18 protein-coding genes are annotated in these 19,239 nt (G+C 59.1%); 7 read left to right on the top strand and 11 right to left on the bottom strand.

All coding sequences use genetic code 11. The features are described 5' to 3' along the window. Positions 1-214 precede the first annotated feature (214 nt). Positions 215-826, top strand: a complete 612-nt coding sequence (locus FTW19_RS05450) for an FmdE family protein (RefSeq protein WP_147646694.1) — start codon at positions 215-217, stop codon at positions 824-826. A 219-nt stretch (positions 827-1,045) separates the two neighbouring features. Here the strand turns inward: FTW19_RS05450 and FTW19_RS05445 are convergent, their stop codons facing one another. Next, positions 1,046-1,984, bottom strand: a complete 939-nt coding sequence (locus FTW19_RS05445; RefSeq protein ID WP_147646693.1) for a cation diffusion facilitator family transporter — start codon at positions 1,982-1,984, stop codon at positions 1,046-1,048. 3 nt (positions 1,985-1,987) lie between these two features. Then, positions 1,988-2,389, bottom strand: a complete 402-nt coding sequence (locus FTW19_RS05440) for a hypothetical protein (RefSeq protein ID WP_187143293.1) — start codon at positions 2,387-2,389, stop codon at positions 1,988-1,990. A gap of 173 nt (positions 2,390-2,562) precedes the next feature. Here FTW19_RS05440 and hslV point away from each other — a divergent pair, with 173 nt between their 5' ends. The 3 genes from hslV to hslU all read left to right on the top strand — a co-directional run bounded on the left by hslV (position 2,563) and on the right by hslU (position 5,301). After that, positions 2,563-3,177, top strand: a complete 615-nt coding sequence (hslV, locus tag FTW19_RS05435; protein ID WP_432445167.1) for an ATP-dependent protease subunit HslV — start codon at positions 2,563-2,565, stop codon at positions 3,175-3,177. 157 nt (positions 3,178-3,334) lie between these two features. Continuing rightward, positions 3,335-3,805, top strand: coding sequence for a DUF6036 family nucleotidyltransferase (locus FTW19_RS05430; RefSeq protein WP_147646691.1), 471 nt, complete (start codon positions 3,335-3,337; stop codon positions 3,803-3,805). 5 nt (positions 3,806-3,810) lie between these two features. After that, positions 3,811-5,301: an ATP-dependent protease ATPase subunit HslU gene (gene hslU, locus FTW19_RS05425; RefSeq protein WP_147646690.1), complete on the top strand. Its 1,491-nt coding sequence runs from the start codon at positions 3,811-3,813 to the stop codon at positions 5,299-5,301. Here hslU and FTW19_RS05420 read toward each other — a convergent pair. Continuing rightward, positions 5,289-5,789 carry a polymer-forming cytoskeletal protein gene (locus FTW19_RS05420; protein WP_147646689.1) on the bottom strand — a complete coding sequence of 167 codons (501 nt, stop codon included), beginning with the start codon at positions 5,787-5,789 and terminating at the stop codon, positions 5,289-5,291. The two genes, hslU and FTW19_RS05420, sit on opposite strands and share 13 nt — an antisense overlap. A gap of 121 nt (positions 5,790-5,910) precedes the next feature. On the opposite strand from FTW19_RS05420, the gene FTW19_RS05415 reads away from it, so the two are divergent. Together FTW19_RS05415 and FTW19_RS05410 are read left to right on the top strand one after the other, a co-directional pair. Next, positions 5,911-8,652, top strand: coding sequence for a valine--tRNA ligase (locus FTW19_RS05415; RefSeq protein WP_147646688.1), 2,742 nt, complete (start codon positions 5,911-5,913; stop codon positions 8,650-8,652). A 48-nt stretch (positions 8,653-8,700) separates the two neighbouring features. Further along, positions 8,701-8,907, top strand: coding sequence for a hypothetical protein (locus FTW19_RS05410; protein ID WP_147646687.1), 207 nt, complete (start codon positions 8,701-8,703; stop codon positions 8,905-8,907). 50 nt (positions 8,908-8,957) lie between these two features. On the opposite strand, the gene FTW19_RS05405 is transcribed toward FTW19_RS05410, so the two are convergent. Beyond that, positions 8,958-11,372 carry a hypothetical protein gene (locus FTW19_RS05405; RefSeq protein ID WP_147646686.1) on the bottom strand — a complete coding sequence of 805 codons (2,415 nt, stop codon included), beginning with the start codon at positions 11,370-11,372 and terminating at the stop codon, positions 8,958-8,960. A gap of 202 nt (positions 11,373-11,574) precedes the next feature. Here FTW19_RS05405 and FTW19_RS05400 point away from each other — a divergent pair, with 202 nt between their 5' ends. Then, positions 11,575-15,003: a TonB-dependent receptor gene (locus FTW19_RS05400; RefSeq protein WP_187143291.1), complete on the top strand. Its 3,429-nt coding sequence runs from the start codon at positions 11,575-11,577 to the stop codon at positions 15,001-15,003. Between the two features lie 52 nt (positions 15,004-15,055). On the opposite strand, the gene FTW19_RS05395 is transcribed toward FTW19_RS05400, so the two are convergent. The 7 genes from FTW19_RS05395 to pth all read right to left on the bottom strand — a co-directional run bounded on the left by FTW19_RS05395 (position 15,056) and on the right by pth (position 19,179). Next, a complete protein-coding gene (locus tag FTW19_RS05395; RefSeq protein ID WP_147646684.1) occupies positions 15,056-15,622 on the bottom strand; it encodes a type II and III secretion system protein in 567 nt (188 codons plus the stop codon). Beyond that, positions 15,619-16,143, bottom strand: coding sequence for a hypothetical protein (locus FTW19_RS05390; protein ID WP_147646683.1), 525 nt, complete (start codon positions 16,141-16,143; stop codon positions 15,619-15,621). Before FTW19_RS05390 ends, FTW19_RS05395 begins: the two co-directional genes overlap by 4 nt. Then, complete coding sequence (locus FTW19_RS05385; RefSeq protein ID WP_246153581.1) at positions 16,143-16,700, bottom strand: RNA polymerase sigma factor; 558 nt, start codon at positions 16,698-16,700, stop codon at positions 16,143-16,145. The genes FTW19_RS05390 and FTW19_RS05385 overlap by 1 nt, the downstream gene beginning before the upstream one ends. Before the next feature lie 348 nt (positions 16,701-17,048). Further along, on the bottom strand, positions 17,049-17,555 hold the full coding sequence (gene rplI / locus FTW19_RS05380; RefSeq protein ID WP_147646682.1) for a 50S ribosomal protein L9: 507 nt from the start codon (positions 17,553-17,555) through the stop codon (positions 17,049-17,051). 24 nt (positions 17,556-17,579) lie between these two features. Further along, positions 17,580-17,930, bottom strand: coding sequence for a 30S ribosomal protein S18 (gene rpsR, locus FTW19_RS05375; RefSeq protein ID WP_147646681.1), 351 nt, complete (start codon positions 17,928-17,930; stop codon positions 17,580-17,582). 125 nt (positions 17,931-18,055) lie between these two features. Then, positions 18,056-18,487, bottom strand: coding sequence for a 30S ribosomal protein S6 (gene rpsF / locus FTW19_RS05370; RefSeq protein WP_147646680.1), 432 nt, complete (start codon positions 18,485-18,487; stop codon positions 18,056-18,058). A gap of 101 nt (positions 18,488-18,588) precedes the next feature. Further along, the gene (pth, locus tag FTW19_RS05365) at positions 18,589-19,179 is read right to left on the bottom strand and encodes an aminoacyl-tRNA hydrolase (protein WP_147646679.1); all 591 of its coding nucleotides are present in this window, start codon (positions 19,177-19,179) and stop codon (positions 18,589-18,591) included. Positions 19,180-19,239 lie beyond the last annotated feature (60 nt).

The raw sequence follows: 19,239 nt of genomic DNA, 5'->3' as shown, positions 1-19,239 counted from the left end.
CGTACGCGTGTTTGACTGCGGCTCGCGTCCGCTGCCCTTATAGGGTTGATATTACTCCGTGGTTAATCCCCTAGTCGCAAAGTTTGCGGAAAACTGGGGACGGTTTCCACAGGGGACCTATCTTGTTACCAGCGAAGATACGGAGAAAAAAGGACTTCTCGCTCCCAGAAGGACCACCTTGTATTTTGCCAGTGGAACCCGGCACCATTAAGCCATGTTGACCCTAGATGAGTTGCTCAAGGAGGCTGAGGTCGCGCACGGGCATCTTTGTGCCGGGCAGATTCTCGGTGTGCGTATGGCAATGCTGGCCTGTGCCCGTCTGGGTATCGACGAGCCACGCGGCAAAGATCGCAAGCGGCTGGTGACCTGGGTCGAGATCGATCGCTGCGCCACTGACGCGATCGGTGTCGTCACCGGTTGCCGGTTGGGCAAGCGAGCCCTCAAACCAGTGGACTACGGCAAGATGGCCGCAACCTTTGCCGATCTCTCCCTGCCTTTGGGTGAAGACCGCTACAAAGCGATTCGCGTCTGCGCGCTGGAGAGCAGCAAGCAGCGGGCAAAGGAACTCTATCCCGACGTCGAGCCGAAGAACGCGCAGCAGATGCTGGCCTATCGCGAGATGCCGGAAGCAGAGCTGTTCAGCGAGGAGTGGGTCTCGGTGTACCTGCCGCCGAAGGAGTTTCCCGGGTACAAGGGAGAGCGCGTCGCTTGTGCGCAATGCGGAGAAGGTATCAACTATGACCGCTTCGTAGTTGGAGAAGGCGAAGGCGAGATCTTATGCCGAGCCTGCGCCGCACCGAAAGAGCGGTATTATCAGCCGATTTAGGTACCCTCTTTTTTTGTCATCCTGAGCGTAGCGAAGGATCTGCTTGTTCTTCCATTCCTCGCTGAAAGCGAGGAATGGACATCGCGCTACGCGCGATACTACTTTCGGCACCAAAAAGTCTGCGTGGAGAAGCAGATTTCTCCGCTACTACGAAATGACAAAGCAGGTCCTTCACTGCGTTCAGGATCACAACGTAAAAACTACTGATTCCGGATCGACCTAGTGCGCGTGGGTATGATCGCACTCGTGGTGCGCTTCTTCCGGAGGTGCGCAGCAATTCTCTTCCGCGCGCGGGCAGCACTCCATCTCGAACTGAATCGTCGTATGGGTGATGTGGAAGTTGCGGCGTAAGGCGCCCCGAATGCCATCGAGGATGCCGGCCTGGTCCTGCATCGGTACATCGCCAACCGTAACGTGGCTGGCCAGGGCATAACTCTGCGAGCCCAGGCTCCAGACGTGCAGATCATGCACATCGCGTACTCCCGGGATATCACGCATCGCCTCGCGGACATCGGCCAGGCAGAGATTGCGCGGCGTGCCTTCCAACAGGATGTTCAGGGTCTCGCGCACAATGCCGATACTCGACCACAGGATCATGGCGGCAATACCAATCGACAGGACAGGATCGATCCAGCGCAGACCGGTCCAGGCAATGGCCGCACCTCCGACGATCACAGCGGCCGTCGACAGAGCGTCGCCCATCATATGCAGGAAGACCGAGCGCAGATTCAGATCACGGCCCACGCGCCACAACAGCAGCGCGATGACGCCATTCATCACCACGCCGAAGGCGGCGACCGTCATCATGATTCCCGGCTGTACATCGACTGGCCGGTAGAGCCGTCCGACGGCGGCAAGGCCGATCCAGATGGCAATCACGATCAGGGTGAGGCCATTGACGAAGGCAGCCAGAACTCCGGCGCGCTGGTAACCGAAGGTCTTTTCGTCCGTGGCCGGCTTCGCCTGAAAGTAGACGGCCACAAAGCTGAGCAGGATGGCGAAGAAGTCGCTGGCATTGTGACCGGCCTCACCGACCAGCGCCAGAGATCGAGCGCGGATGCCGAACCACAGAGTCGCGATCACGTAGAGCGCCGTCAGCAGCAGAGAAAGCTGCAGCACACGCTGCGTTTTACCAGTCGGACTGCCGTGGACATGCATCGATCAGAGAGCTCCTGCGGAGTTACGTTCGCTGCCGCGCAGGCCGCTCCAGCTTTCGGCGAGCACGATGCTATTTCCCGGGTTGCGGGGATCGTACTTAATGCTCACGGGCAAGTCCCAGCGGACTTTGACAATACGGTCCCGGAGTGGTGTAACGTCCTGTGCGGCTTCGTATTCGACGCCGGCAAGCTCGTATTTGTAAACCAACACATCCGGAATCTCCTCGGGGCCGGTAGCTTCCACGATGGTACCGTCGATCAGCCTCCCGGACTCGGCCAGCAGCTGTCGGCGACGGCGTTCCAACTCCTCCGGGGAAGGCTTGCGCCGAAGCGCCAGCCATCCGGCGACCGCCACGGCGACGACGAATCCGGCGCCGATAGCGATGACCACCCGCGGATGGTGCATCACGGTTTGAACCAAAGGAAGCCCAGCAAAACGCATTGCGAAAGTACCTCAGACTTGCTGCCGCTAGTATGCCATCGCGGCGGTGCAGCCCTGGCGGATTTCCCACTACCCGACACTTATTTGATGCCCGGGCGGGCGGACGGGAAGCGCTGCCCGGCGGCGTACAATAAGGTGTGAGCAAAACCGCTGCAAGCAAAGGAAATTCCGTCCAAACCGGACACCAGATCGGGCATCCGATCGACCTCTCCGCCGGCCGCATTCGGTCGACGACGGTCATCTGCGTACGGCGCAATAACCAGGTGGTCATGGCCGCCGACGGGCAGGTCACCCTGGGGTCCAGCGTGCTGAAGCACTCGGCCAAGAAGATCCGCCGGCTGTACCAGGACAAGGTGCTGGCAGGGTTTGCAGGCTCGACCGCCGACGCCTTTTCGCTCTTTGGCCGGTTCGAGTCGAAGCTGGAACAGTACGCCGGAAACCTCGGCCGCGCGGCGGTGGAGCTGGCGAAGGACTGGCGCACGGACAAGATGCTGCGCCAGTTGGAAGCCCTGCTCGTCGTAGCGGACCTGAACCAGACCTTCCTGCTCTCCGGAACCGGCGATGTGATCGATCCGGACGAAGGCATCTGTGCCATCGGCTCCGGCGGCAGCTTTGCCCTCGCCGCAGCCCGCGCGCTGTACCAGAACACGGAAATGGGCCCACGCGAGATCGCCGAGAAGGCGATGAAGATCGCCGGCGACATCTGCATCTATACCAACCAGACATTCACGATTGAAGAGCTGAAGGCTTAAAATATGTCTATGGATAAGACGCTCGTTCGAGCCGCGAATCCAGAAGAACAAAAGGCTGATACCTATCGCTATTGGCAGAGTGTCTCCAGCGGGGAACGGATGCGCGCCACATGGGAACTGAGTTTGCGTTTCTACAGGCTGAAAGGGCTGGCCAACGATGGACAAAGACTTCAGAGAACTCTTGTCCGTACTCAACGCCCATAGCGTTCGTTATCTCGTTGTCGGAGGATATGCCATTTCCTTTCATGCGGAGCCTCGAGCCACGAAGGATTTGGATATCTTTATAGAGTCCACACCTCAGAATGCGACTGCGATCTATCAAGCGCTCTGCGCGTTTGGCGCTCCAATGGCAGAGATTCCGAAAGAAGTATTTGAGGACGGGACCACGACATTTCAGATCGGGGTAGCACCGTACAGAGTGGACATTATCCAGCAAATCGACGGGGTGGCGTTTGACGACGCGTGGAAGAGCCGCATCCCAGGACAGACGGATCCAGACGACCCGATGATGGTCAACTATATGTCGATCGACGATTTGATACGAAATAAGACAGCGAGCGGCAGACTCCGCGATCTGGCAGACGTTGAAGATCTACAAGCCGCCAAGCAAGCCCAGAAGAAGGACTAATTCCCATGGCCATCTACCTCCCCGGCACCGCCGAAGACCAGGCTCTCGCGCTCGACGAGCTGACGCCCCGCGAGATCGTCGCCGAACTCGACAAATATGTCGTCGGCCAGAAGGCAGCCAAGCGCGCCGTCGCCATTGCCCTGCGCAACCGCATGCGCCGTCAGAAGCTCTCCCCCGAGCTTGCCGACGAGATCATGCCTAAGAACATCATCATGATCGGGCCCACCGGCGTAGGCAAAACCGAGATCGCCCGCCGGCTGGCCAAGCTGACCAACTCGCCCTTCCTGAAGGTTGAGGCCAGCAAATTCACCGAGGTCGGCTATGTGGGCCGCGACGTCGAATCGATCGTTCGCGATCTCGTCGAGATCTCCATCGACATGGTGCGCGAGGAGAAGCTGGATGAGATCGAAGACAAGGCCGAGCTGAATGCCGAGGAGCGTCTGCTCGATCTCCTGCTTCCTCCCACACCCGTCGTACCGCCAGTGGCAACCCAGGATGGCAAGCCGCTGCTCGAAGGCAACGCTGAGACGGCGCAGGCCAGCGAGCACAAGACGCGCGAGAAGCTCCGCCAGCAGTTCCGCGAGGGCAAGCTGGATGACCGCACCGTAGAACTGGATGTCCGCGACAAGAATGGCCCCTCGTTCGAGATCATCACCAGCCAGGGCCAGGAAGAGATGGACGTCAACCTGAAGGACATGCTTCCCGGCCTCTTCGCTCCGCGCACCAAGAAGCGCAAGATGAAGGTGCCCGAAGCTTTCGATTACCTCGTGCAGGAAGAAGAGCAGCGGCTGATTGACCTGGACCAGGTGACCCGTCAGGCAGTGGAACGTGTGGAAGACTCCGGCATCGTCTTTCTGGATGAGATCGACAAGATCGCCGGACGCGAGGGCGGTCACGGCCCTGATGTCTCACGCGAGGGCGTACAGCGCGACATTCTGCCGATCGTCGAAGGCACCACCGTAAGCACCAAGTACGGCATGGTCTCAACCGACCATATCCTGTTCATCGCCGCCGGCGCCTTCCATGTTTCGAAGCCTTCCGACCTGATTCCAGAGCTGCAGGGCCGCTTCCCCATCCGGGTGGAGCTGCAATCGCTCACCGTGGAAGACTTCATCAAGATCCTGACCGAGCCCAAGTCCTCACTGACCAAGCAATACACCGCACTGCTGGAAACCGAAGGCGTAAAGCTGGAGTTCACTACGGAGTCGCTCCGCGAGATGGCGGAGTTTGCCTTCCGCGTCAATGAGACGACGGAGAACATCGGCGCTCGTCGTCTGCATACCATCATGGAGCGAGTACTGGACGAGGTCAGCTTCCAGGCTCCCGATCTCTTCAAGAGCCCGAAGATCGAAGACGGTCAGCCGGCGATTCCCGTTGAGGATCGTCAGACCAAGGCCGGTCCGGTGGAGAAGGTGATTGTCATTGGACCGGAGTACGTGAAGACGCAGGTCGCCAGCATCGTGAAGAACGAAGACCTGAGCCGCTACATCCTCTGATAACGCCCTGGATAAGGCGGCGGCATCGGAGTCCGATTACGAATGGTGCTGATCAACAGCCAGATCAGGCCAGCGAAGAAGAGGATCGGCGCCAGCGGAATCAGGATCCAGAGCGGGCTGGACGAGATAAGGCGGTCTCCGTGGACCGTTGCGCCTTTTTCCGTGTAGTTCCCGCCAATCGTCGCAAGATCGCCCCCGATGCTGGACCCCTCCTCCAGCGTAATGGGGGTAGCAAACGCGGCCACATCGCCTGAGATGGATTTGCCGCCATCGACCTGCAGCTTGCCGAAGGCAATCGCGACATCCCCGGTGACGCGTCCGTGCACAACAACGTCGCAGAAAGCACAGGCAATATCGCCAACGGTCTGGTCTTCTTCCACAACAATCTGGTTTCCAACTCCCGCACGATCTTCAGAGCTGCGGGCATGTGCCACGGCAGCGGAGATGGATAGTAGCGAAACGGCAGCAAGAATCGGTAGACGACGCATGAGATCCACTCCTGGCGGTGCACCCGATTCTACCGTGAGCACCGGCGGCTCGTACTAAAATTGAACTTTGGCCCTGTGCGCTTCATGGTGCACACAAACATGCGCCACGCCGGAAATAGACATGCCGCAGGAACTCGCAAAAGCTTACGATCCGACATCCATTGAAGAACGCTGGGCCCGGTACTGGATTGAAGAACGTCTGTTCGACGTACCAACCCCTCCTTCCGGTACGTCTGCGGGCGAGAAAAAGTTCGTCCAGCTTCTGCCGCCGCCCAACGTCACCGGCCGCCTGCATATGGGCCACATGCTGAACCAGACGGAGATGGACATCCTGGCCCGCTGGCACCGCATGAAGGGCGAGCGCTCTCTCTGGGTTCCAGGCACCGATCACGCCGGCATCGCCACCCAGATGATGGTGGAACGCCAGCTTGCGTCAGAGAACACCACTCGCCAACAGCTCGGCCGCGAAGCCTTCGAGAAGCGGGTCTGGCAGTGGAAGCAGGAGTACGGCGGCGCCATTACCGGACAGATGCGTCGCCTCGGCGCTTCCGTCGACTGGTCGCGTGAGTATTTCACCATGGACGAACACCTCTCCACCGCGGTGCGAGAGGCCTTCGTTCGGCTCTACGAGCAGGGCCTGATCTATCGCGGATCGTACATCGTGAACTGGTGCCCGCAGCAGCAGACCGCCGTCTCTGACCTGGAAGTGGTGCACGAGGAGCAGGCCGGCAAGATCTATCACATCCGCTATGACCTGGCTGACGGCTCTGGCTCAATCACCGTTGCTACGACTCGTCCGGAGACGATGCTCGGCGACGTTGCCGTTGCCGTGAATCCGAACGACGAACGCTACAAGGCAATGATCGGCAAGATGCTGGTGCTGCCGCTGGTGGGCCGTGAGATTCCGGTGGTCGCCGATGACTGGGCGAATCCGGAGTTTGGCACCGGCGCGGTAAAGGTGACGCCGGCGCACGATCCCAATGACTTCGAGATCGGCAAACGTCACAATCTGCCGAACCTGAACATCATGGACGAGACCGCACACATCCTGCTGCCGGATTCGCCCTACAACGGCCTCGACCGCTACGCCGCGCGCGAGAAGGTCGTTGCCGATCTGGAAGTCCAGGGGAACCTGGTCGCCATCAAGGACCACACCAACTCCATCGGCCGCTGCGACCGCTGCAAGGCGATCGTGGAACCGCGCCTCTCGAAGCAGTGGTTCGTCAAGATTCAGCCGCTCGCGGACAAGGCGATTGCCGCCGTGGAAGAAGGCCACATCCGGTTTACGCCGGAAATGTATGCGAAGACCTACTTCGAGTGGATGCGCAACATCCATGACTGGTGCATCTCGCGTCAGCTCTGGTGGGGACATCGCATTCCCGCATGGCACTGCCCGAAGTGCTCCGGCATTACGGTGGCGCGAGAGACTCCGGTTGCCTGCACGGCCTGCGGCAACGACGAGCTGGAGCAGGAGACCGATGTGCTGGACACATGGTTCTCCGCAGGCCTGCTGCCCTTCACCGTCTTCGGCTGGCCTGAAGCGGGTGCGGCGCTGGAAGCCTTCTATCCCACTGAGCTGCTGGTCACCGGCTTCGACATCCTGTTCTTCTGGGTCGCCCGCATGATCATGCTGGGATGCCACTTCATGCTTGACGTCCCCATGGCCGACGGCAGCAAGCGCACGCTGAAAGATGCGGTGCCGTTCAAAGAGGTCTACATCCACGGCCTGGTGCGCGATGCCGACCGCCAGAAGATGTCGAAGACCAAGGGCAACGTGATCAACCCGATCGAGATCATCGAGCGCTTCGGCACCGATGCAGTGCGTTACACGCTCGCCAGCCAGGCCTCGCCCGGAACCGACATCGCCTTCAACGAGCAGCGCACCGAGGGATATCGCGCCTTCGCCAACAAGATCTGGAATGCGGCCCGCTTCCTCTTCATGCAGATTGAGAAAGCAAAGGAGTCCGGCTACAAGATCCGTCTGGGCGAGAACCTGCCCGTGACCGTGCTTCCGGCGGAGACTCCGCTGGAGACACGCTGGATCTTTGCCCGCCTCTCCGTCGTAAGCGCCGAAGTGGAGGCAGCGCTGAACAGCTACCGCTTCGATGAGGCTTCAGCGGCCGTCTATCAGTTCTTCTGGGGCGAGTTCTGCGACTGGTATCTGGAGTTGGTAAAGCTGCGTCTGAACTTCGACCGCCCGGGCAATGCCGAGACGGCGATTACGCTGGCCTCGCTGGTCGGTGTCTTCGAAGCGGCACTACGGCTACTGTCGCCTTTCATGCCCTTTCTCACGGAAGAGGTATGGCATGCGTTGTATGACAACGAGCCGTACGCCAAATCGATTGCGTTGACGCGTTATCCGCAGGCGAGTGACTTCCCTTCCTATAAGGACGCGGAAGAGAACATGGCGCTGCTGCAGGATCTCATCGTCTCCATCCGCGGCCTGCGCAAAGATGCTGCTGTACCGGAGAAGGAGTTCGCACCGATTCGCATCTTCGCCAATAACCATGTCGTTGCCCTCGTCGACGCCAACCGCGAGATGCTGTCGCGCCTCGCGCGTGTTGACGCGGTCGATTTCATGGAAGGCGCGCTAAGCGGCGCCAACGTCCGTAACACACCGAAGTTCGACGTAGCGGTAGTCTACGAGCGTCAGATCGACGTCGCCGCCGAAACCGAACGCCTGACCAAAGAGATCGCAAAGTTGAGCAAGGGGTTGGAAGCTGCAGCCCGGCAGCTCGGCAACGAAGCTTTTGTAGGCAAAGCGCCGGCACATGTGGTGGAAGGCTTAAAGAAGCAGCAGGCGGAGACTCAGTTGCTTTACGACAAGGCCAAAACGGCTCTGGAAGCTCTCTCAAATATCTGACAACGTATTGTCCTCCTTGGGCGTCCTATATCGCCCAAGGAGGACGCAATGGCAATTCATAGAACGCTCCACATCCCGACACAGCCGAATGTCGATGTTGCGGAGAGCGATCTGGATGAAGAGCAGGCAATCGAAGACCTTGGCCTGAGCGCCGAGGAAGAACGGCGCTTCGTTACCCATCATGCAGAAGAGATTAGCGAAGACCGCCGTGAGGATTCCAAAGCATCGGTGAATCGGCTCCGCAAGACCGCCTGATCATGGCGCAGCACGAGCAACGAAGGGCCGCACTCAGGCGGCCCTTTCATTTATTGCGCACATGGAATCAACCACACCTCAGCGATCTGGCCTCCTCGACCGCCTCCTCCGGCTCCACCAGGACGATTCCATGCGAGGTCCAGGTTTCCGCGAGCCGTAATCGCGGGGTTGAGCTCGTACTCGACAACTTCGGGGTTCGTAGCGCGCAGACGGTATGGCTGCAGCTCAGTACTTCCGTTTGCGATGAGTCGCATGGGCAGGTGATACTCCTCGCCGGCGTAGACGACGCGGAGACGATAAGGGCAACCGGTTTGCAGGTGATCGTAGTGCATCCGCAGTGGCGTCTCATAGAGAGTCTCTGCATAGCTCAGCCAGGAGAACTTCCATCCATGCTCCAGGGTCTGGTCGGCGATGCCGTCGATCGCGGTTTCATAGAGCTCCGGGTCCTGTCGCCATCCCCTACCGCGCACTAAATGGGGTTCCGCGGAGGGATTGCCGAGGTCGTCATACAGTGTTCCGGCCTGCACGCTTGTGGCGTGCGCGAGTTGATGCAGGCGCTGGATACGTTCTTGTTCAGATGCCTGCTGCATCGCTTTGCCGATCTCGGACTCGATCCAGACACGATCGTTGAGCGGTGTATCAGCACGATCGAGGTTCGCGCCGCGCTCCCAGTTGGATGCCTGATAACGGGAGACGCTGAGCTGCAACCCTGCTTCATGAAAGAGCTCGTCTGCAAGCTGGAAGAGCTCCCGGTGCAGCTCAACTTCCGTCGCCGAAGGTGTGCTGGACGCAAGCGCTGTGCGCGCGCGGTTGGCAATCTCTTCACTGCTGCCCGAACCCGCAAGCGCCGCATAGGCTTCTTGCTCCGCGCTCACCTCTCGCTTGCGCTTCTGCTGGACGTACGCATCGTAGACAGCACGATAGAGTAGCGACTTCCAGCGCCACCCGCTCTCCATAGGCTGCTGTATGCGGCGAAGCTCCGCAAGTGTATCGGGAATATGCGTGTTGGCGAGGAGTGGACCGCTCCAGTTCCGTTCCAGATCTTCGATGGCAGAAGCGGTCTGTTCTGCCATCTGAGCACTCGATGCATGCAGGAAGTAGTGAGCGTACTGCGTCAGTGTCTGATGAGCGGAAGACGCAGAAGACCAGCCCCACTGCGCCCACAGAAACTTGTTCACATCGTCATTGACTCCCTCGGAATACAGCATGAAACCGGAGTGCAATGGAGCGAAGTGGCGGTAGATAGCTGTGAAGCCCGCAGGGCGCGGACAGATAGGCTCACGGCCTTCGGTGAGTGCAAAGATCGGGTCCCACTGCGGCACGGGAAACTGTGCGTGCATCGTATGTGCAATATCGGGATAGAACTCGAGTGCGATCTCACGAGGAATCCGTTGGCGCTGTATCGGCAGACCGTCACGCGACTGCGGCCCGAAGAAGACGCCGGTCAGCCATGAAGGCTTCTGCTGCAGCAGGCGATAGAAGGTCTCATAACGTTGAGCATCGAAACCTTGCCCGGAGATCCAGATGGTTGCGCCAGGATGATAGCGATGAAGGATCCCGGCCTCCCGCTCTACGAGAGGAAAGAGAAGCTCGGGAGGCGTACGGCCCGGGTCACCACCGGGAATGTGGAGCGAATCGACCTGGGGAAGTTGACGCACCAGTGCTTCAAAGTCTTTCAGCTCATCGTCCTGATCCTGCGCACGGCCGTAGTCTCTTCTGAGCTCAGGATAGTAGAGGTCGAAACGCAGGCCGTATGCCGCGCTCATACGCGAAAGGCCGATTACAGTCTCCAGTGCCGGAGCAGGATAGAGAGGACTGGTGAGGGCATCGTCCGAAACCGGAGCCACCACTTGCATGGTGTTCATGCCGAAGACAGCCAGATCGCGCAGTTGCTGTTCAAACTGCGGCAGCGTCCAGGCATCGTAGGTGTTGTTCTTCATCCGATAGCCGATCTGATAGCCGCGAACAGGCTTCTCCGGTGCGGTGAAGAAGGCTTTCGTCGTGAAGATCGCAGCCACATCGCTGCCTGCCAGCTGACGCAGTAGCCAGCCAATACCGAACAGCTCGCCGCGTGCATCGTTCCCGGCAATCACCAGAAATGGCATGCTCTTCCAACGAAGCGGCGCCACCAGATAACCTTCCGAGGCCGATGAGGGGTCAAGCCGGGAGAGAGTTTGTTGCCATGAGGTCTGCAAATCGGCGGGAAGAAGTGTGGAGACCTGTTGCCGCGTGGCGATGAGCAGTACGGGATTGCTGGAACGTGAAGGTAGTTTCTCTGCGAACTCCAGAGACGTCCGGCTATGCCTGCCCGACTCCTCACGCAGCATCTCAATCGCCTTTGCCTCGACTGGTGTCTGCGGGCGGGCGACAACCGTAGAACGGACAGGAACGGCGGCCGTCGCGTACGCCAATGCGCAGCCGGTGCACACCGAAAGACATGCGGCAAGGAAAGTGATTCGTCTCATAGGCCTTTGGAGTATCCCATAAACAATTGTCGATATAAAAAATGCAAATTGTCGACAAATAATTATTGCTTTGTGACTAAACGACGGGTTACCGTGCGTCTATGCTGCACACTTCAACGGAAATCGATCACTTTTAGTGTTTATTTCGCTGAGCCGGATGATATCGATCACCGGAATGCGCGGCTTTATCTATGGGGGTCGAATGCAACTACTGAATCGCATGAAGCTGATCTTCCTGGCGCTGTGCTGCAGCCTGGCCGGCGCTACTGCTCTTGCGCAGTCTTCTTCGGGTGCAATTGGAGGCACAGTGACTGATGCGTCAGGCGCCGTGATTCCGAACGCCTCAGTGACTGCCATCAACCGCGACACCAATGTCGCCACCAAATCGACCACGAACCAGGAAGGCGTTTACTCGATCCGCTTCCTGCAGATCGGTTCGTACCAGGTCGTTGTTGAAGCACAGGGTTTTAATCGCTACCAGGTTGGTCCATTCACTCTGGAAACCAATCAGCAGCTCAAAGTAGATGGCCGTCTGACCGTTGGAGACACCCTGCAGGTGCAGGTGACGACCGAGGTGCCGCTACTGAACGCGGAGAACGGAACCATCAACGCCGTGGTGGACGCCACCACAGTCGACAACATTCCGGTAAACGGGCGTAACTTTACCCAGTTGACGCAGTTCATGCCCGGCATCGCGCTGACCAACCAGAACCAGTGGAATGGCGCGACAGGTAGCCCGAACAACTCCGGTGTCCGCCAGCAGAGTGTCGCTACAGCGCCGAGTATCAACGGCAATCGCATGATCACCAACAACTACACGCTGGACGGAATTCAGTTCTTCGACAGCGGCGCCAACTTCTCCAACGCTTTCGGCCTGCCCGGCTACAACCCGAGCCCTGACGCAATTCAACAGGTCACTGTAGTGAGCACCAGCCCCGCTGCCGAGTTCGGCTTCGGCACCGGCGGCCAGATTCTGACGGTGTTGAAGAGCGGCAGCAATCGCTTCCACGGCAGCGTCTATGACTACCTGCAGAACTGGAACCAGGACGCCAACACCTGGAGCAACAAGCGTGTCACGCCGGGCAGCGCACCCACGGCTCGAACGAAGTACACGCAGCAGACCTTCGGCGCCTCTCTTGGCGGACGCATCGTACGCGACCGGCTGTTCTTCTTCGGCGACTATGCCGGATACCGCAAACCCAGTTCTTCGATTCCAATCTACAGCGTGGCTCCAGCCGCCTTCAGGAGCGGTGATTTCTCTTCACTGCTCGGAACCTCCTACGGCCAGCTCTACGACTCGCAGAACAACTACGCTGCGTTTACCAACAACAAGCTGCCGATCAACAATCCTGTAGCAGCCTACCTCTTTGCTCATCCTGAGCTGTATCCGCTGCCGAACCGCGCCTCCACCGCTCCTGATGGCGTGTATCAGAACTACTCCGGAACCGCGATCAAGGCGCTCGATCGTAACGACCAGGGCGATCTGAAGGTCGATTACAAGATCGGCGAGAACGACGCAGTCTTTGCTCGCATCTCCTATGGCCGCGCACGCTCTGGAAGCAACAACCAGGGCATGGGTGTAGTGCTTCCGCTGATCTCAGAGTTTCCGTTTGCCAGCTACGCCGCAAGCTATACTCATACCTTTTCCCCGGCGATCGTGAATGAGTTCCGCGGCGGCTTCACGCGGATGGCCTATAACAGCTACAACATCGACTACACCGGCGTGTTCGGTACGAAAGGCGACAGCCTGGTCGGCATTGCGACCTCATTCGTGCAGACCATCCCCGGTTTCACACAGCAGTCGTTTACCGGAACGCAGTCAGCATCCAGCCCGACAACCTCGCTGGGAACGACCGGCAGCGGACGCCTGGCACTGAATAACAACTACGAGTACGACGACACGCTGTCCATCCAGCACGGACGGCATCTGTTCAAAGCGGGCTTGCAGTGGGTGTGGTACCAGAACAACTTCCAGGCAAATCCCGCCGGAGCTCTGGGCAACTTCAACTACAACGGTCTCTACACGGGAAATCCACGCATCGGCAAACCGAACGGATATGACTATGCCGACTTCGTACTCGGCTACAGCTCTGGATCTTCGATCAGCGTTGGTAGCCTTGGACGCCGCGGCGGACGCCAGTGGCGCTCTGCCTACTTTTTCCAGGACGACTGGCGCATCACCGACAAGCTGACCCTCAACCTGGGTCTGCGGTACGAGTACGACACTCCGTTCTATGAGGTGCAGAACCGCATGGCGAAGGTTGACGTCGCCACCGGCCAATTGCGTCTTGCAGGTCAGAACGGAAATAACCGTGCTCTCTACAACCCGTTCTATGGACAGTTCGATCCGCGCTTCGGCTTTGCCTGGCAGGTCAACAACCGCACCGTCATACGTGGAGGGTTCGCCAGCACCACGTTCATGGACTTCAACCAGTTCGTGAACCACCTCACCAATCGCCCTTATGTGAATACTGCTGCAGCAACAGCAACCGTCCCGACAACAACCTCGGGAGGCACCATCGTCAACCCCGCAAGTGGCTTTGCGAATGCATCGGCAGTCAACACTGCCACCAACTACAACATCTGGCGTGACGACCTGCGGCCCTCATTCGTGCCGTCGTTCGACCTCGCCGTGGAGTACCAGATCAGCAACACGCAGACCGTCATGTTCGCCTACGTCGGCAACATCGGAAACCGCTTGTTGAATCTGCGCAACATCAACCAGTTGAAGCAGACCAACACGGGCACGACGACAGAAGTAGCGCCTTACTTCTCGCTGGCAGGACAGACCGGCACGGTCACGCTGTTCGATCACGAGGGCATGCAGAACTACAACGCCGCTGAAGCGATCTACCGTAAGCGTGCCAGCCGCGGGGTTACCTTCACCCTGAACTACACCTACTCGAAGAACCTGACCAATGCACAGGGGTATGCCGCACCGTCCAATATCTCGGGCGGAGCAAACTATCCGCAGAATGCCTATGACCTGCGTGCGGAGTACGGTCCGGCGGGATTCGACATCCGGAACAACCTGACCTCTACCTGGGTCGTCGAAATGCCCTTCGGCCGCGGACAGCACTTCGGCCGCAACATGAACCGCCTGCTGGATCTGGCCGTGGGCGGATGGAAGGTCGCGGGCAACGCCACGCTGTACTCCGGCTTCCCGATCACGATTCAGGCAAACAACATGGCAGGCACGAACCAGTCGACCGGACGCGCCAACCACTACCGCGCACTGAAGCGGACGAATGCACGCTTCCTTCCTCCGAACACCGGCGCCGGCTTCTACGGCTGGTGGGGTAATGATCCATCGGCAACGCCCTGCACCACGCCGGGTGTTGATAACGGCGTCTGCGCCTACGGCGTACCTGCACTGGGAACCTACGGTAACGCCGGCATCGGATCGGAGCGTTCGCCCGGCTTCCGCGGAATCGATGCGGCGGGCTTCAAGACCTTCCCAATCTACGAGTCGCACGAGCTGCAGTTCCGTGTCGACGCGTATAACGTCGGCAATATCTCCAGCTACAACAACCCGGGCCGCAGCGCTTCTTCACCGGCATCGTTCGGTTTCATCCAGAGCACCCGGTCGCAGCAACGGCAGCTTCAATTCGCATTGAAATACCGCTTCTAAACTGAGGTGGTCTCCTGACGGCGGCTGCGATTAAGCAGCCGCCATTTTTTTGCTATTTGACCTCGGTTGCAGTCAGCTCCAGTTGCATGGTGCGCTTCGAGGCGACATCGTCGGACGAGAAGAGTGTGATTGGCTTGCCGAGCGGCGCAAAGACAGGAGAGTTCCAGACGTTCTGCCGGACGACCTTGGGAAAGGTGCTGCTTTCAGCGCTAGCGCTGGTGTCGATACTGGTGATCTCAGCCTTGATGAAACAGTAAAGCTTGCCGTCTTCGACGCGGTCTCCGCGGATATCGATATTCACACCGATATCGATGTACGTTATCTGCGCAAAGTTTGGCTGCTTCGGCTCGTAGCTGACAGGAATCGGCACCTTACTGCCGGTGCGAATCGAGGACGTTCCTGCCGTTTCCTTCGAACCGCCCGCCAGATAAGTCGAATACTCACGGCTGTTGATCACCTTCCCACCCTCAAGTTCTTTCACGACAAACTTCAGCAGATGGCGCACCGATGGTCCGGATGGAGCAGCGTCTTTGGCCGCTGTCTCCTGTGCGGAAGCGGCGCTGGAGAGCATAAGAACAACAACTAGAAGAAGAGTGCAAGATTTGAGTCGGCGAATCATCGGGGCTCCTCGGGTAATGGTGCAATGTGAATTTCAGCAATCTCGATCGGCTCTTCCTGCCGTTGTTTAAGATCGGCGGCCGCCTCGGCCACACGGGGATCGGACAAGGCGGCAAGCATGCGACGTTCCGGCGTGTCTTCTACAGGTGAAGGAAAGACATCGAGCTTGGGAAGCTTCTCTTCGGTGGCAGTGGTGATAACTGGGCCAAGCGCGGGACGGTCTTTCCGAACATGACGGGAAGGCGCTGATGGCGATGGCAACGGCTTCATCGGCAAAGACACAAGAGTGCCTTCCGCCGGCGATTGAACGATTGTGATAGCAGGCTTTTGCTCGAGCGGTTTGGGAGACCGCGCCGTCCAGATCACAATGCCCGCGGCACAGATCGCAGCCGCTCCAACTGCCCACACCCACAAGGATCGGCGGTCCCGTTGCGAGGCAACACGATGCAGGATGCGTTCTTCGAATCCATGCAGCGGCTCTGCGTTCGCTTCACGGCGAAGCAGATCGTCCAGTTCTTCCATCACACCTTCCTCCTTTCCAATCGTTTCCGAAGCTCTTCCCTTGCCCGCTGTGCACGCGTTCTCACCGTGCCCTCGGGAATACCTAATATGGCAGCAACCTCACGCGAGGTGAGGCCTTCAATCGCTGTCAGCAGCAGGGGCTGACGCAGCTCTCCAGGCAACGCATCGATCAGGCGATGTAGCCGTCGCTGCTCACTCCATCCGGCGGCGAGATCCTCCTGGGATGCCATTCCTGCGGGAAAGTCCTCATGCTCAGCAAAGGCCCGGGTGTCCTTGCGCGGCAGCCTATCAAGAGCCGACCGATACGCCGCCCGCGCCAGATATGCACGTGCATCCTGCGGATTGGGCTGGGCTCGATAGGCCTTGAGAAAGACATCCTGCACGGCGTCTTCCGCATCCTGCTGATTTCTCACCACCGCATAGGCGATGCGATATAGCAGCCGCGCATGTTCCTGGACAAGCCCGGAGAAGACCGCATCCCATTCGTTCTTGCGCACCAGAACCAAGTCGGCAATAAGTTCGCGGTGCATTCCGAGTTGCAGGGCAGGCGAACCCATTCGTTGTCCCTTCTGCACTAATAGACCGTGAAAGCGGAAGAAGTGTTCGGATTAAAGCATTTTCCCTGTTGCTGGGTATCCCGGTAGAGGAGTGCAGCGGCGTTTTCATTGCGGAAAACGCCCATAGAGCATTTCTCCTAATGGTGTAGAGGAGTTTTCGCTGTTTGCGCCGTTTTCCGCGAAGAAAACGGCATTCGCAGATTTTTTCCAAGGCTACCGTATTAGGAGAAATGCTCTAGATGCGGAAACCCTACATTACACCTACAGGGAAAATGCTCTATTTCACCAACACAAGCAGAAAGGCCGCCCTGTCGGGCGGCCTTCGTGTCTTGCCTGTGCGGGAAGGGCTTACTCAGCCTCAACCGCCTCCGGCTCTTCCGCGGGAGCGGCGCTGGAGATAACTTCTTCCGGCTTGTCGCTCTTGATGACTACCTTGACGTGGGCCGAAACCTCACGGTGCAGCTTGATCGGCACGTGGAACTCGCCGATGGTCTTCAGCGGCTCGTCCAGAGCGATCTTGCGGCGGTCAACGGTAAAGCCCTGCGCTTCGAGAGCGTGTGCAATGTCAGAGGAGGTAACCGAACCGAAGAGGTGGTCGCCCTCGCCAACTTTGCGCTCGAAGACGAGCTCGGCGTTGTTGAGGCTGGCGGCCTGCGTCTCGGCATCGCCCTTCTCACGCGCGGACTTGCGCAGAGCGGAGCCCTTCATCTGCTCGATGACGGCCTTGTTCGCCGCGGTTGCTTCGATCGCGAGCTTCTGCGGCAGCAGATAGTTACGGCCATAGCCGTCGGCAACCTTCACGACGTCGCCACGGTGGCCGAGCTTGAGGATATCTTCCTTCAGAATGACTTCCATTTGAATCTCTCCTGATCTCTTTGCTTAGTAGCGAGCCGCGAACGGCAGCAGGGCGATGTTACGAGCCTGCTTGATGGCCGCGCTGAGCTTGCGCTGGTGAGTGGTGCACACGCCCGTCAGGCGGCGGGGAACAATCTTTCCGCGCTCGGCAACGAAGCCCTGCAGCAGACGCACATCGCGGTAGCTGATGGCATCGATCTTCTCGGTGCAGAACTTGCAGACCTTCTTGCGGCGGAAAAACTTGCGGCCGCCAGGGCCACCCGGTCCACCAGGGCCGCCGGGGCCGCCAGGACGTGGGCCACGAGGGCCGGAGGGACGTTCGGAAGAACGTTCGGAGGGAGCTGCTGCTTGTGTTGTCGTAATCTCGTCAGCCATTGCTGATTATCCTTTCGATGGTTATGGCGGCTTGTCGCCCCAGGTCTGCGAGGAGACCTCCGGACCGGCTATGCCGGGAAGCGATCAGGACCGCATTCTTCGTCGGTAGTACTCAAAAAACTGGCTTAGGCGGTAGCAGCCTCAGGCTCAGCAGCAGGGGCGGCAGTAGTAGCAGCAGCGGCAACGACCGCCGGAGCCTCAGAGCTCTGCGCCGAGCGCTTGACCTTGGTGTCGCGGATCGCCTTGATCTTGGCGAGGCGCTTGTCTTCCTCGTCCGTACGGACGGTGATGAACTTGATAACCTGCTCAGTAACGCGGAGACGGCGCTCCAGCTCGGCGATCAGCTTTCCGTCGGCGGCGACGTTCATCAGAATGTACTGGCCATCCTGGAACTTGCGGACGACATACGCCAGACGGCGGCGGCCCATCTTCTCCACGGACTTCACTTCGCCAGCGTTGCTGGTGACGGTGCCGGAGAAGCCTTCGATCAGCTTGTCCAGGTCCTCTTCCTGCACGTCAGGACGGACGATAAACATGACTTCGTAAGTGCGATTCATTCGGTTCTTCTTTCTGCCCGGTTTTGCCGGGCACCGCCGTTTAAGGCGGTATGGAAGTTAGGTGCTTCGTTTACTGCCAGACCGCGTCGCCGCTGCCTGTCTTACTTAGGTGGTGCATTGAACTTGCTCATCGCGGGACCGACACCTTCTGTCAGCACCGCCTCAACCGCCAGCTTCACGCGATCGAGTACTTCATCCAGCGCGGTGAGCTCGGCCTTTTTCATGGGCGCGAGCAGGTAGTTCGAACCACCGGCCCTGATCTCGCGGCCGTCGGCGGCAGGCGGTTTACCTACCCCGATCCGGATGCGGATCCAATCTTCTGTTCCAAGCACTCCGGTGATGGACTTCACACCGTTGTGCCCGTTGGCGCTGCCCCGTTCGCGAATGCGGATGGTGCCCAGCGGAAGCGCCAGCTCGTCATACAACACAATCACGTCCTTCGACGGATCGATGCCGAGCTCCTGAACCAGAGCAGCTACGGAAAGCCCGCTCAGATTCATAAAGGTCTCAGGCTTTGCCAGCAGAACTTCCTGCCCTGCCAGAATCGCCCTGCCGGTGAGCGCCTTTCCTCTCCGGTTGGCCACCACCGCTCCCGCGTCGTCCGCGATGCGGTCAATGGCCAGAAACCCCGCATTATGCGGCGTGAACTGATATTCGATTCCTGGATTTCCAAGTCCGACAATCAGCTTCACGTTCCAAATCCCTTACAGATCCTGCAGCGGCTGCCAGGCTATGCACTCCGGCAGCCGCCG

The organism is Terriglobus albidus, assembly GCF_008000815.1.
Taxonomy (GTDB): Bacteria; Acidobacteriota; Terriglobia; order Terriglobales; family Acidobacteriaceae; genus Terriglobus; species Terriglobus albidus_A.
The sequence above is the reverse complement of the archived record's forward strand: the minus strand, read 5'-3'. Positions and strand labels throughout refer to the sequence as shown.

Coding starts and splice junctions, on each gene's coding strand:
- FTW19_RS05400 (WP_187143291.1), top strand. CDS start 11,575: ATGCAACTACTGAATCGCATGAAGCTGATCTTCCTGGCGCTGTGCTGC.
- FTW19_RS05445 (WP_147646693.1), bottom strand. CDS start 1,984: ATGCATGTCCACGGCAGTCCGACTGGTAAAACGCAGCGTGTGCTGCAG.
- FTW19_RS05385 (WP_246153581.1), bottom strand. CDS start 16,700: ATGGGTTCGCCTGCCCTGCAACTCGGAATGCACCGCGAACTTATTGCC.
- FTW19_RS05410 (WP_147646687.1), top strand. CDS start 8,701: ATGGCAATTCATAGAACGCTCCACATCCCGACACAGCCGAATGTCGAT.
- FTW19_RS05405 (WP_147646686.1), bottom strand. CDS start 11,372: ATGAGACGAATCACTTTCCTTGCCGCATGTCTTTCGGTGTGCACCGGC.
- FTW19_RS05390 (WP_147646683.1), bottom strand. CDS start 16,143: ATGGAAGAACTGGACGATCTGCTTCGCCGTGAAGCGAACGCAGAGCCG.
- hslU (WP_147646690.1), top strand. CDS start 3,811: ATGGCCATCTACCTCCCCGGCACCGCCGAAGACCAGGCTCTCGCGCTC.
- FTW19_RS05420 (WP_147646689.1), bottom strand. CDS start 5,789: ATGCGTCGTCTACCGATTCTTGCTGCCGTTTCGCTACTATCCATCTCC.
- rplI (WP_147646682.1), bottom strand. CDS start 17,555: ATGGAAGTCATTCTGAAGGAAGATATCCTCAAGCTCGGCCACCGTGGC.
- FTW19_RS05440 (WP_187143293.1), bottom strand. CDS start 2,389: ATGCACCATCCGCGGGTGGTCATCGCTATCGGCGCCGGATTCGTCGTC.
- rpsF (WP_147646680.1), bottom strand. CDS start 18,487: ATGAATCGCACTTACGAAGTCATGTTTATCGTCCGTCCTGACGTGCAG.
- rpsR (WP_147646681.1), bottom strand. CDS start 17,930: ATGGCTGACGAGATTACGACAACACAAGCAGCAGCTCCCTCCGAACGT.
- FTW19_RS05450 (WP_147646694.1), top strand. CDS start 215: ATGTTGACCCTAGATGAGTTGCTCAAGGAGGCTGAGGTCGCGCACGGG.
- FTW19_RS05430 (WP_147646691.1), top strand. CDS start 3,335: ATGGACAAAGACTTCAGAGAACTCTTGTCCGTACTCAACGCCCATAGC.
- FTW19_RS05415 (WP_147646688.1), top strand. CDS start 5,911: ATGCCGCAGGAACTCGCAAAAGCTTACGATCCGACATCCATTGAAGAA.
- FTW19_RS05395 (WP_147646684.1), bottom strand. CDS start 15,622: ATGATTCGCCGACTCAAATCTTGCACTCTTCTTCTAGTTGTTGTTCTT.